Source organism: Microvirga sp. 2MCAF38 (assembly GCF_052115485.1).
In the GTDB taxonomy this organism is placed as follows: Bacteria; Pseudomonadota; Alphaproteobacteria; order Rhizobiales; family Beijerinckiaceae; genus Microvirga.
The window spans coordinates 356,982-369,745 of the sequence record NZ_JBFRGU010000004.1 but is presented as its reverse complement, the minus strand read 5'-3'; the positions used below and the strand labels follow the sequence as shown (position 1 = coordinate 369,745).

Here is a 12,764-nt window from a genome sequence, read left to right as displayed (position 1 = left end):
CTTTGCGGGGGAGGGATAAGTTTGGGTCAGGAAACCGGGAGGGACAGCATCGTGACTTGCGCCGAGATGTTTGATCCCACCCGGGAGGAGGGAGGTCTCGTCAGAAGGGCGAGTCGGGGTAGTAGAAGTTCTTCGCGTTTTCTTTCGTGATCAATTGGGCATTGAGCACGTATGTGCCGCGCATCGGCGCATTAGTGAAGAACTGCGCGGCGGTGACCTGCATGGCCGTCGAGATCATGCCCGGCGGATATGACACGTTGGCCGGGATCATCTTGTCGCCGTCCATGACGCGCTTGACGATGTCCTTCATGCCGGCGCCGCCGAGCACGAACTTGATGTCCTCGCGCTTGCCTTGACGGATCGCTTCCATCACGCCGAGCGCCATGTCGTCGTCGGAAGCCCAAACCGCATCGATCTTGGGATGCTTGGCGAGATAATCCTGCATCACGCGGAAGGCGTCGTCCCGGTTCCAGTTGGCGTATTGCTTGTCGAGAACCTTCACGCCCGAGCCTTCGAGCGCCTTCTCGAAGTTCGAAACGCGCTCCTCGTCGATCACCGTCGGAATGCCGCGAAACACCACGACATTGCCCTGCTTCAGAGTGTCGGCAACGAACTTGCCCGCGACACGTCCGAATTCGGGATTGTTGCCGGCGACATAAATGTCCTGGATTGAAGGGTCCTTCAGGCCGCGATCGACGACCGTGATGAAGGTGCCCTTTTTCTTCACCTCGCGCACAGGGTTCGTCAATTCGTCGGAGTTGAAAGGCAGAACGACGAGGGCGTCGATCTTCTGGGCCGTCAGATCGTCGAGGGCGTTCGCCTGCGCGGCGCCGTCGGGCGAGGTTTTCACGATCACCTTCAGGCCGGGATAGGTTTTCTCCAGCTGCTTGGCGGCTTCTTGTGCGTGATAGACCACGCCGCCGGTCCAGCCGTGAGTCGCGGCGGGAATCGAGACGCCGATGGTCACATTCTTGGGTTGCGCGAACGCACCGGTCGACAGACCCGCCAGAAGGCCCGCCGTCGCTGCAAGCTTCAATGCCGTACTTCTCATGTTTTCCTCCCAGAGAATTGGCTGAGCCCCGATCCTGTTACCGGTGGGCTCTCACCGGATTCACCGCCCCCGCTGCAGGCTGCGCTGCACCAGCATGGCGATAATGATGATGGCGCCCTGCACCGCGCCCACGAGAAACTCGGAGACGAAGTTTGAGAGCACCATAATGTTCGCGACGAGTTCGAGAATGATGGCGCCGATCACCGTGCCGCCGATGCGCCCGACACCACCCTTCAAGGCCGTCCCCCCGATGACGACGGCGGTGATGGCTTGCAATTCCCACAACAGACCCGTGGTCGGCGTGGCCGAGCCGAGGCGCGGCACGTACACGAGAACGGCGATACCGACGCACAGGCCCTGAATCACATAGACCAGCGTGCGCACGCGCCAGATCGGCACGCCGGAATAGCGCGCGACGTCCTCGTTCGACCCCAGCGCCACCACGTGACGGCCGAAGGACGTCTTGTAGAGAATGAGTGCGCCGATGGCGGCAACCGCGAGAAAGACGAGGATGGGAATCGGAACACCGAGCACATTCCCGAAATAGAGCGGGCGATAAAGTTCCCGCAGTTCGGAATTGCGCATGGTGATGGTGCCGCCCGCCGCGAGCCAGATCACGAGGGATCGGAAGATCCCCATCGTGCCGAGCGTCACGATGAACGGCTCGATGCGCCCGAAGGTGACCGTCAAGCCGTTCGCGAGGCCACAGACGGCGCTCAACGCCAGCGCGGCCAGCATGCCGAGCGCCAGCGTGCTCATATCCGCGCCGCCGACTTTGTTGAGTGTGAGGATCATGACGCCCGCCACGAGGGCCGCCATGGAGCCGACCGAAAGATCGAGCCCACCGCTCGCAATGACGAAGGTCGCGCCCACCGCGATGATGGCGATGAAGGCCGAACGGGTGACGACATTGAGCAGGTTGCCGGCGGTCAGGAAATCCGGATTGATGAGGGATCCGGCGACAACCAGAACGACGAGAGCGATGAAGGGCGAAAGCGCCCTGAGATCGAGATTGAAGCGGCGTGGCTTAGCGCTTGTGGGAAGAGCGGTTTCGGTCATGCTTGGCCTGCGGCGATCCGGGCCGCCCTTTCTTCGTGAACGCCGGTGGCGAGAAAGACGATGGCATCCTCCGACAGATCGTCTCCGGCCACCTCTCCGACGATACGTCCGTTGCGCATCACGAGAACCCGGTGGCACAGGCCAATCAGTTCCTGCATCTCGGAAGAGATGACGACGACCGCGCGACCTTGCGCCGCCAACGTCGCAATGAAGCGGTAGATCTGTTCCTTGGTACCGATATCGACGCCGCGTGTCGGCTCATCGATGATGACGATGCGCGGATCCGCCAGCATCATCTTGGCGAGCAGCAGTTTCTGCTGGTTGCCGCCGGAGAGCTGACCGGCAAGCAGATCGCGCCGCCGCGTGCGGATATCGAAATCGCGGATTGCCGTGTCGAGCGCTTCGTCCTCGGCCTTAACGTCGATGAGGGAGCCGGTTGTGAATTTCTCTAGCGCCGCCAGTGTCAGGTTGACGCGCAAATTTTGCCGCAGAAGAAGCCCTTTGCCTTTCCGGTCTTCCGAGAGATAGACGATTCCGGATGCCATCGCCTCCCGCGCGTCGTGGAAACGAACGGCGTGGCCGTTGAGGGTGGCGCGCCCCTGGCTCGGTCGCAGGCCGACGAGGCCCTCGAAAAGCTCTGTGCGTCCTGCGCCGATCAGGCCGCCGAAGCCGAGGATCTCGCCGCGCTTCAGCGCAAAGGAGGCTTGTTCGACAAAGCCCGGAACGATCATGTTGTCGACGCGCAAGATATCATCGCCCAATGCGACGGCGGATTTTGCCGGGTAGAGCTTCGACATATCGCGGCCCACCATGAGACGCGCCATCTCAAGCGGTTCGAGGCCTTCCACATCGCGCGTCGTGATAAGTCGACCGTCGCGTAGAACCGTCACTCTGTCGGCGATGGCCTTCACCTCACCGAGACGATGTGAGATGTAGAGAACGGCGACACCCTGCGCCTTCAGGCTTTGGATGATCGCGAACAAGCTTTCCGCCTCGATCGGCGTGAGCACGGCAGTCGGCTCATCGAAGACGACGACACGGTTCGGCACCAGAAGCGCCCGCGCGATCTGGACGAGCTGACGCTCGGCAATGGAGAGTTGGCGCACTCGGGCATCGGTATCGATGTTCGTGCCAAGACGGTCGAGGACCGTGCGCGCTTGACGGCGCATTGCCTTGTCGTCAACGAATCCGGCGTGGGTGATCTCGCGCCCGAGAAAGATATTTTGCGCGACGGTCAGATCTTCGGCAAGCAGGATTTCCTGATGGACGAGAACAATGCCATGGCCTTCGGCCTCGACGGGACTCGCGAATTGGATGGGTTGTCCGGCGAAATGCAGCTTCCCCTTCGTCGGCGTGAGATGGCCGGACAGGATACGCATCAGTGTCGACTTGCCAGCGCCGTTCTCGCCGATCACAGCGTGAATCTCGCCCGGTTCCAAATCGAGCGAAATGCCGTTCAGAACCTCGATGGGGCCGAACGACTTGGAAATGTTTTCTGCGCGCAGAACAGAATCCATTGACTGCTCCGGTCCGGACAAAAAGGATCGGTAACGCCTTCACGTATCGTGAAAGCGCTTTGGATGTCGCAAGAAGTCTAGGGTCGGATCAGCTTGAGGGAATGGCGGTCGGCATCTGTTCCTCCTGAATTGTCTTTCTTCGTCCTCTTTGCGGGACTGCGAGCGGCATCGGCATGACGGGTGATCGACAATGCACGATGTAATCGATTACATTCACTTTACCGCAATGTCGGCTTCTGTCAAACAGACCGGCGCGAAGGGTGGGTTCCATGAGTAAGGACGGGCGCAAGACCAGAGGACGTGGCGACGAGATGGGCCGCGCCGCGCGCATCCAGGATGTGGCGAAGCTCGCCGAGGTCTCGACGGCGACGGTCAGCCGGGCGCTGGCCAATCCGAACCTGGTTTCGGAAGAGACGCGCGGTCGCGTGCTCGAAGCTATCGCCAAGATCGGCTATGTGCCGAACCCCGCCGCGCGATCCTTGCGCTCGCAAAAGACCTATATGGTGCTGGTGGTTCTGCCGAATCTTGCGAACACGTTCTTCTCGAAAATCCTGCGCGGCATCGAGGAAACCTTATTCGAGGCAGGTTACGGCATGATCATCGGCGATCTCGACGGTTCGCCGGAGAAGGAAGCACATTTCGCGGGCTTCACTGCCGCGGGGCGTGTCGATGGCGCGATCCTCCTCAACGGTCATCTGTTCGGCCAAAGCCGCAATGCCAAAGGAGTGCCCGCCTCGATCAACATTCCCCTCGTCGCACTCTGCGAGGCGATCCCGGGTGCTGCTATTCCGCAGATCGAGATCGACAACCGTGCTGCCGCAAGACGGATGACGCAGCACCTCGCATCTCTCGGCCATCGCCGCATCGCTTATCTTACGGGGCCTGCCGAGAACGTTTTGGAGAAAGAACGCATCCGCGGCTATCGCGACGGTTTGCGCACCGAGGGATTGGCCTTCGATCCCGACCTCGTCATCAAAGGCGACTACACAGTCGAGTCAGGCGTCGAAGCCGGCCGCGATCTGCTTTCACGCTCCACGCGCCCCACCGCTGTCTTCTGCACGAGCGATGAAATGGCGATCGGCCTCATGCGAACCCTGCACTCGTCCGGCGTGCGCGTACCGCAGGATATTTCGGTGGCCGGATTCGACGATATCGAATTCGCGGCTGTCGCCGATCCGGCCTTGACGACGATTCATCAGCCGCGTCGTGAACTAGGTCAAGCGGCGGCAGCAGCACTCATCGATTTGCTGCAGGGCCGCACGACGCCCGAGCGCATCCGCCTCAAGACCGAGCTCGTGGTGAGAGACAGCACGATCCCATTAGCCTGAGGGCCACGTCTCGGAAGGGGTAATTCAAGAAAGTGTCATGAACCCCGAATAAAAGTCACGCGGCGCTCTTTACGTTGGGTCGGCAATTGTGATTTGCTGGCTACATAAGAGATGCGCCGAAGCGCACGACATCGGGAGGAATGATGACCGTAACCAACTCTGGTTCGGCGGCGATCGATATTGACCATTTGAAGGTCGATTACGGCAGTAACCGTGTTCTGCATGGAGTGAATCTTTCTGTTGCTCCCGGTGAATTCATCGCAATTTTAGGCTCGTCCGGCTGCGGAAAGACCACGCTTCTGCGCACGATCGCCGGTTTCCAAAAAGCGTCCGCCGGCGCCATACGCCTGTTCGGTCGCGATGTCGTGGACATGCCGCCGGAAAAGCGCGGCATGGCGATGATGTTTCAATCTTACGCTCTGTGGCCGCATATGACCGTGCTCGGCAATGTCGGTTACGGGCTGCGGTTGCGCGGCGTCTCCAAGGATGAGATCCGCAAGCGTGTCGCCGATGTCCTGCGCATGCTCAACCTCTCGGGGCTTGAAGATCGCAAAGTCACGAATCTGTCTGGTGGCCAGCGACAGCGCGTGGCGCTCGGGCGCGCACTCGCCATCGAACCCCATATCCTCCTTCTCGACGAGCCGCTCTCAAACCTCGATGCGAAAGTGCGTCTGCAGCTCCGGAGCGAGATCAAGTCACTCCAGAACAGGCTCGGCTTCACGGCAATCCATGTGACGCACGACCGCGAAGAAGCTATGACCATGGCGGATCGCATCGTGGTGATGGATGCCGGCCATATCGCGCAGATGGGCACGCCGAAAGAGGTCTTCGACCATCCCGTCTCGCCCTTCGTGGCAAGCTTCATGGGTGCCGAGAACACACTTGATCTCGATGTGCGGTCATCGGGACCGGGCATCGAAGTCAAGGCGGAACAAGGACAGGCGGTTCACTGGAACGGAGACGTTCCGGTGGGCGCGGTCACCGCGTACTTCCGTGACGATGTAGCATCTCTCGACGATCCGAACGCCGCCATCGACGGCTCCATCGTGCTACCCGGCACAATCACGCAGAGAACGTATCCGGGTGGGCACTATAGGTATGTGGTCGCCATCGGGGACCGTCATTTTACTGTGACGGATGACGACTACCACGAGCTCGATCGTCCAGTCGGCCTTCGCTTGCCGCTGGCGTCGTTACACCTGTTTCCCAGCGAACAATCTCAGGGAGGATTCCATGCGTAAGAGTCTCTTGCTTGCGGGCTTTGCGGCCCTCGCTTTCAGTCAGGCGGCGAGCGCACAGACGCTCAATGTCGCGACTGCCGGCGACCAGAACATGGTCGACTACATCAAGGACTATCTCGGACCGATCTTCGAGAAGAGCCATCCCGGCGTGAAGGTCGTTGCGGTCGGCACCGGTCCGGGCGACGGCGGTTCGCAGAAGATCTACGAGAAGCTCGATGCGCAGAAGAAGGCCGGCTCGGCCAATGCGGATTTCGATGTCATCGTCATTCACCAGAAGGCGGCGGGTACGCTCGTCAAGGAAGAGCTGATCGAGAAATACCGCGACAAGCTTCCGACCGGAAAGCTCGTGACCCGCGACACGGCGACGAATTCTCTCGGCGCGGATGTGACAGGCTACGTCATGCCGATGTTTCATTCGCAAACGGCGCTTGCCTATAACCCGGATCTCGTGAAGAGCGTGCCCGCGTCATATGCGGAACTTCGCGACTGGGTGAAGAAGAACCCGAAGCAGTTCGGCTATAACGGCATCAAGGGCGGCATGTCCGGCGTCGCCTTCGTCACCGGCTGGGTTACAGCCTTCGGCGGCGATGCGGCGAAGCTCGAGAGCGGTCCCTACGACGCGGCCACCAAGGCGACTTGGGACAAGACGATGGCCGATTTGAAGGACTTCAACCAGAACGTCATCATCACCCCCGGCAATGCCGGCACGCTCGACATGCTCAACCGCGGCGAAATCGCCATGGGTCCGGTCTGGGTCGATATGTTCTATACCTGGAAGGCGGAAGGCAAGCTGCCGCCGAACATGCGCCTGAAGCTCGTGACCCCCGGCATGCCCGGCCAGCCGATGTACTACGCGATCCCCAAGAAGACCGCGCAGGAAAAGCTCGCGTCCGAGTTCGTCGCGCTCGCCACGAGCCCGGACGTCCAGGCGGAAGGCATCGTGAAGCGCTTCAACTGGTATCCCGGCATCGACGCGCAGAACCTTGAAGGCAAGCTCGATAAGGCTGCTTGGGATCAGCTCTTCGCCGATATCACGCCGAAGGATCTCGCCGCCAACGGCAAGCCTTTCCCGATCGGCCCGTACTTCAACGACATTCTCGAGACCTACGAGAAGAAGGTCGCGAACTAAGCTTTCGCTCATAATCATGCGGGCGGCTTAAGGGATCTCCTTTAGCCGCCCGTTGCTCGTTCTTGTCAGCGGGACACCAATTCTTCATGACCCGTCCGTCGTTTTTTGGCCTGCTTTTGATCGCGCCAGCTCTGGTGATGATCGGAGCTCTGTTTCTTTACCCTCTGGGTTTTTCGCTTGCCGCCGCCTTCACCGACGGAAGCGGAAATCTGACCCTCGCACATTTCGCGAAGGCGTATGAGCTCTATTCGACGGATATTCTATTCACGCTTTTCATCGTCATCACCTCGACGGTGCTGACGGGTATCATCTCCGTCGTCATCGCAGGTGTGCTGACACTCGGCGAGACACCGTGGCTTGTCGCGATTCTGCGCAATCTTTATCGCTGGCCGCTATTCATTCCCTTTATCGTCGCCGCGCAGTGCATGAGGACTTTTCTCGCCAAGAACGGATTGATGAACAATTCTCTCGTCGGACTGGGGATCATTGAGCCTCTTCAGGCGACGAGCTTTCTCGATTGGCGCGGCATCATCATAACCTTCGTCTGGAAGCAGGTGCCTTTCGTGACCTTGATGGTCGCCGGCGCCATGGCCGCCATCGACCGCGCGACTATCGAGGCCGGGCGCAATCTCGGCGCCTCGCGTCCGCGCGTGCTGGTGGAGCTGGTCCTGCCGCAGGTGGCCCAGACGCTTCTCGTGGGGCTCGTTCTTTCTTTCGTGACGATGCTTTCGGTCCTGTCGGTGCCGATGATGGTGGCCGGTTCGCAACCCACCATGCTCACCGTCGACATGGCGTTTCGGATCAATTCCTACGGCGACTACGCGACAGCGAATGCGCTCGGTGTGATCTCCTATGCAATCTCCGGCATCGCCGCCTGGATTTATCTGCGCCATAACGTGAAGCGCGAGGTGCAGGCATGACCGGCAAAATGCAACTTGCTTCCGCGTCCGCGAGCGTCGAAGCGCTCTCGGTCGGGCGCGTGCGATTCTGGGCTGTAGGATCGACCGTTCTCAAGGCTGCCGGACTTGCGATCTTTGCCTTTATGCTGTTCGGGCCGCTCGTCAATCTCGCTCTCTGGTCCGTCGCCGAGCGCTGGTATACGCCGTACAAGCTGCCGGTCTCTTACGGGACCCGCTATTGGGAGGTCGTGTTCCGGCCGACTGGCGACGCGATGTCTTCGCTGATGACAAGCGTCAGCATCGCGTGTCTCACGGTGCTGGTGGCGCTCGTGATTTCGGTTCCGGCCGGTTACGCGTTGGCAAGACTCAAGCTGCCCTGGCGCACGGCTTTGATGATCCTGTTTCTGCTGCCGCAAGCCTTTCCGTCGGTCGCGATCTACATCAACGTCGCGCGGGTGTTCTACAGCATCGGCCTCACGGGCACGATTGCCGGTGTGGTGCTTGTTCACGCAGCGCACGGCCTCGTCTACTCGGTCTGGATCGCGGCGGCGGCTTTCTCTGCTGTCGACCGGGATCTCGAACTCGCCGCGCGTAATATCGGTGCATCCCCCTTGCGCGCTTTCTTTACGGTGACATTGCCGCTGGCGTTGCCTGGCATCATGGCGAGCGCGATCTTCGTGTTCCTGGAATCGCTCGACGAGTTCACGGGGACATTCTTCGTCGGCGTGCCGCAGGTGACGACCCTGCCGCTTCTTCTCTACAACGCGAGCATGGGTGGCAATTATCAGATTGCATCGATCACGGCGCTGATCCTGCTCGTTCCGTCCGTGTTGTTCATGATCGTGATCGAGCGCTTCCTGAAAGCGGATGTGCTCAGCAAGGTTGGTCAATAAGACATGCTCAGGATTCTGACCTGGAACATCCAATGGGGTCTCGGCGTCGACGGTCGCCGCGATCTCAAGCGCTTGATTGCCGATGCCCGCGATATGGTCGATTTCGATATTCTCTGCCTGCAGGAAGTCGCCGACAATTTCGGAGGCCTGAAAGGGCATGAGGCCGAAAACCAGTTCGCCGAAATCGCGGCTCTTCTGCCCGATTATCAATCTGTCGAAGGCGTGGCGCTCGATGTGCCTGACGGTCGGGGCGGGCGCAGCCGCTTCGGCAACATGGTTCTCTCGCGTCATCCCGTTGCGCAGATCCTGCGCTACACCCTCCCCTGGGAGGCGGCCGCGACGCGAAATATGCCGCGTCTGTTACTCGAAGCTGTGGTCGAGACTCCCGCCGGGCCGCTGCGGGTCATGACGACTCATCTGGAATATTCGTCCGACAAATTGCGCCGCGCCCAGGTCGAGGGCATCCGCGAAGCGCATCGCACGGCCTATGAGCGCACAATTGTGCCGCGTGAGGCTGGGCCCGGCACCTATGCCCTGTTTCCGACTTCGCCCTCCGCCATCTTGACGGGCGATTTCAACATGAAGCCGGGCGATCCGGTGAAGAAGCGCGTGTCGGACGCATTCGAGGTCGCCGCCCCGCGTCTCGTCGATGCCTGGGAAGCGGCGCATCCGGGCGAACCGCATCCTGCGTCGTTCTGCCTCCATGAGCAGTCGAACGGGCAGCCTCATTGCTGCGATTTTCTGTTCGTCACGGAAGATATCGTGCCGAAAATCACGCGGATCGTCTATGACCAAGAGTGTCAATCTTCGGACCACCAACCTGTTTTTCTCGAACTGGCCCTGTGATTCTGGCTGCTGATCGGGCTCCGTGCCGAGTTGACGAGCTTCACAATCCCCTGTTCACCTCGATCAGGCACTTGATTGCCGCTGAGATGTGAAACAAGTTTAGTTCATGAAGCTTGCCAATCTGGAGACCTTCGTCCATCTGGCGCGGCTGCGCCATTTTGGGCGCACGGCCACTCATCTCAACACGACGCAACCCGCGGTTTCGTCCCGCATCGCGGCGCTCGAGCGCGAACTCGGCGTCCAGCTCATCATGCGTGAAGGCCGTGGCTTTCATCTGACGTCCGCAGGCCACGAGGCTCTTCGGGTCATCGAGAACATGCTGGGCGACTTCGATAAGCTCAAGCTTGGGTTTACGGACCCCGAGAACATCGCTCTGACGCTCAGGATCGGGGCTATCGACGCCATCGTTCAGACCTGGTTGCCTCGCCTCTACGAGCGCCTGCGGCAAACCTATCCCGGTTCCCAGATCGAGATTGTGACCGATTCCACGGTCAATCTTCTCAACCACATGAAGAGCGGCGATCTCGACATTACCTTCTGTCTGGATCCACTTCTTGAGGAAGGTTATCGCAGTTTCGTGGTTTGCACTTATGCCATGTCATGGATCGGCAGCCCGAAACTGATCGACAAGGAGCACATCTATACGGTGGCGGAGCTTGGCGCGATGCCGCTGATCACTTTTCAGCGCGGTTCACCACCGTATCGGATGATTGCGCCGTATTTCCAGGACGAGAGCGTCCTCGCCGGCCAGTTATCGAACTCCAATTCACTCCCCACCATGATCCGCTTGGCGATCGACGGGTTCGGGGTTGCCGCCGTTCCGACCGCGGTCGTGCAACGTGAGCTGGCTTCGGGCGAGCTTGCTTCGGTTCGGGTCAGCAAGCCCTTTCCGCCGCTCACCTTCATCGCGAGCTATCATCCGGTGCCAGGCTCTCTGCTCACGGAGCGCGTGGCCGAACTCGCGCGAAGGACGGCGATGGAGTTCTGCGCCGAAATCGATCCCGGTATCGCCTGGGTCGAGAGCATCTATCGATAAAAAAATTCTATCGTTCCTATAGAGAACGATAATTGGACACATAGTTTTTGAGCTGCGACCGTTCGCCCGCAAGATACTGGCGCAAAAGCCGGGAGTGTGGGAAACATTATGTCAAAACGCCGTCTTTACCTAAAGTTTGTCGAGAAGAAAGTTCAAGGCACCATTGAGCTCTACTGGGAGAACGCTCCCGTCACCTGCCAGACGATCTGGGACGCTTTGAAGAACCCGATTCAGGTTCCGGCCGGTCATGCCATGTTCGCTGGTCCCGAGATCATGATGGGTCTTCCCAAGGAGGCGCAGACCTTCGATCCTCTGTCGATCCCGGTCGAGAACCAGACCTGCTTCCCCATCGCGGGCGAACTCCTGTGGTTTTATCAGGCCAAAAACCTCTTCAAGGGCATGACCGACGAGTTCTGGGAAATCGGCATGTTCTACGACAATGGCGGCCGCATTTTCGGGCCCATCGGCTGGACGCCCTGCAACATCCTCGGCCGCATGACCGAGGGCCTCGAAGAGATCGCAGAGGCCTGCCGCAGCATTCGCATGGAAGGTATCAAGACGGTCGAGATCGGTCGTCTCGACTAAGGTATGATCACAAGAGCCTTCGGCTTTTGAAAAGATCGGACCTGCACAAGACGTCTGGAGCGGAACGACACGAGAGGACGCGGCGTCCTTCCGCTCTAGAATAGCGCTCACATCGGCAACGAACCAGAGGGTCGAACAATGGTTGCTAAAGTGTCTAAAGTCGCTGCAATGCTTGCTCTTGCAAGTGCCCTGGCGACGCCCGCCTTCGCGAAGGACAAACTCGTCATAAACTCCTATGGCGGAGCTTACGAGCAGATTCACCGAAAGCTCGTCATCGAACCCTTTCAAAAGAAGTACGATGTCGATGTGCAGGTGATCACGGCCTATTCGGCCGATGCGCTTGCGCAGTTGCGCGCCCAGAAAGCGGCTCCGCAATTCGACGTCATCCACTTCTCCGGCGGTCAGGAAGTCGTCGCCGCGCGCGAAGGCCTGATCGGCCCGATCAAGGCTGAGGAGCTCACCAACGCGAAGGATCTCTATCCGTTTGCGACAGAGGGTCTGGCTCGTGGCGAAGGCCCGGTTCACGCGGTGGCGGCCATCGGCCTTCTCTACAACAAGGACAAGGCTCCCAAGAAGCCGGCCAAGTGGGCCGATCTGTGGGATCCGGCATATAAAGATCACGTTGTCCTGACCGATCTGTCGAACAGCTACGGCCTGCTCGGCTTCCTCATGATGAATAAGATCAAGGGCGGCGACATCAAGAACGCCGAGCCGGGATTTGAAGCCGTCAAGGGCTTGCTCGGCGGCGCCGTTATCGTCTCGACCTCGCCGGAAATGCAGCAGAACTTTGCTCAGAACGACGCCTGGGTCGCGCCCTATGCGCAGGACTATGCCTACACGTTGCGCAAGGCTGGTCTGCCGATCGAGTTCGTGCAAGGTGCGGAAGGAACGCCGGCGGTCTATCTCACCGCCAATCTGGTGGCGAACCGTCCGAACCAGGATCTAGCCAAGAAGTTCATCGATTTCTCGCTCTCGCCGGAAGTGCAGGCGGGTTGGGCTCAAGAGCTGCGCTATTCGCCGACCAACAAGGCGACCAAGCTCGATGAGGCGCTCGCCAAGGAAGTCATCTATGGCGAGCAGGCGGTGTCGGGCCTCATGCGCTTCAACCCGATTGATGTGGACGCCAACCGCGCGTCGATCATCGAGCGTTGGAAGAAGCTGATCGCTCGCTAAGATATAG

12 protein-coding genes are annotated in these 12,764 nt (G+C 59.8%); 9 read left to right on the top strand and 3 right to left on the bottom strand.

The genetic code is table 11. The annotated features are described in order from the left end of the window. Positions 1-100 precede the first annotated feature (100 nt). Genes AB4072_RS10680 through AB4072_RS10670 form a run of 3 tightly spaced genes read right to left on the bottom strand, consistent with a single transcriptional unit; the run spans position 101 to position 3,627 of the window. Positions 101-1,051: a substrate-binding domain-containing protein gene (locus AB4072_RS10680; protein ID WP_441967871.1), complete on the bottom strand. Its 951-nt coding sequence runs from the start codon at positions 1,049-1,051 to the stop codon at positions 101-103. 60 nt (positions 1,052-1,111) lie between these two features. Then, positions 1,112-2,110, bottom strand: coding sequence for an ABC transporter permease (locus AB4072_RS10675; protein ID WP_441967869.1), 999 nt, complete (start codon positions 2,108-2,110; stop codon positions 1,112-1,114). Then, positions 2,107-3,627 (bottom strand): sugar ABC transporter ATP-binding protein, encoded by a 1,521-nt coding sequence (locus AB4072_RS10670; RefSeq protein ID WP_441967867.1) that lies wholly within the window; start codon positions 3,625-3,627, stop codon positions 2,107-2,109. The genes AB4072_RS10675 and AB4072_RS10670 overlap by 4 nt, the downstream gene beginning before the upstream one ends. Positions 3,628-3,896: 269 nt before the next feature. On the opposite strand from AB4072_RS10670, the gene AB4072_RS10665 reads away from it, so the two are divergent. The 9 genes from AB4072_RS10665 to AB4072_RS10625 all read left to right on the top strand — a co-directional run bounded on the left by AB4072_RS10665 (position 3,897) and on the right by AB4072_RS10625 (position 12,757). Then, positions 3,897-4,955: a LacI family DNA-binding transcriptional regulator gene (locus tag AB4072_RS10665; protein WP_441967865.1), complete on the top strand. Its 1,059-nt coding sequence runs from the start codon at positions 3,897-3,899 to the stop codon at positions 4,953-4,955. 140 nt (positions 4,956-5,095) lie between these two features. Further along, positions 5,096-6,196 carry an ABC transporter ATP-binding protein gene (locus AB4072_RS10660; RefSeq protein WP_441967862.1) on the top strand — a complete coding sequence of 367 codons (1,101 nt, stop codon included), beginning with the start codon at positions 5,096-5,098 and terminating at the stop codon, positions 6,194-6,196. Continuing rightward, a complete protein-coding gene (locus AB4072_RS10655; protein ID WP_441967860.1) occupies positions 6,189-7,325 on the top strand; it encodes an ABC transporter substrate-binding protein in 1,137 nt (378 codons plus the stop codon). The genes AB4072_RS10660 and AB4072_RS10655 overlap by 8 nt, the downstream gene beginning before the upstream one ends. A gap of 86 nt (positions 7,326-7,411) precedes the next feature. Continuing rightward, the gene (locus tag AB4072_RS10650) at positions 7,412-8,245 is read left to right on the top strand and encodes an ABC transporter permease (RefSeq protein WP_441967858.1); all 834 of its coding nucleotides are present in this window, start codon (positions 7,412-7,414) and stop codon (positions 8,243-8,245) included. Next, the gene (locus AB4072_RS10645; RefSeq protein WP_441967856.1) at positions 8,242-9,117 is read left to right on the top strand and encodes an ABC transporter permease; all 876 of its coding nucleotides are present in this window, start codon (positions 8,242-8,244) and stop codon (positions 9,115-9,117) included. Before AB4072_RS10650 ends, AB4072_RS10645 begins: the two co-directional genes overlap by 4 nt. Positions 9,118-9,120: 3 nt before the next feature. Beyond that, the gene (locus AB4072_RS10640) at positions 9,121-9,963 is read left to right on the top strand and encodes an endonuclease/exonuclease/phosphatase family protein (protein WP_441967854.1); all 843 of its coding nucleotides are present in this window, start codon (positions 9,121-9,123) and stop codon (positions 9,961-9,963) included. 106 nt (positions 9,964-10,069) lie between these two features. After that, on the top strand, positions 10,070-10,999 hold the full coding sequence (locus AB4072_RS10635) for a LysR family transcriptional regulator (RefSeq protein WP_441967852.1): 930 nt from the start codon (positions 10,070-10,072) through the stop codon (positions 10,997-10,999). Between the two features lie 108 nt (positions 11,000-11,107). Beyond that, positions 11,108-11,584 (top strand): DUF3830 family protein, encoded by a 477-nt coding sequence (locus tag AB4072_RS10630; RefSeq protein ID WP_441967850.1) that lies wholly within the window; start codon positions 11,108-11,110, stop codon positions 11,582-11,584. A 138-nt stretch (positions 11,585-11,722) separates the two neighbouring features. Next, on the top strand, positions 11,723-12,757 hold the full coding sequence (locus tag AB4072_RS10625) for an ABC transporter substrate-binding protein (protein WP_441967848.1): 1,035 nt from the start codon (positions 11,723-11,725) through the stop codon (positions 12,755-12,757). Positions 12,758-12,764: the final 7 nt, after the last annotated feature.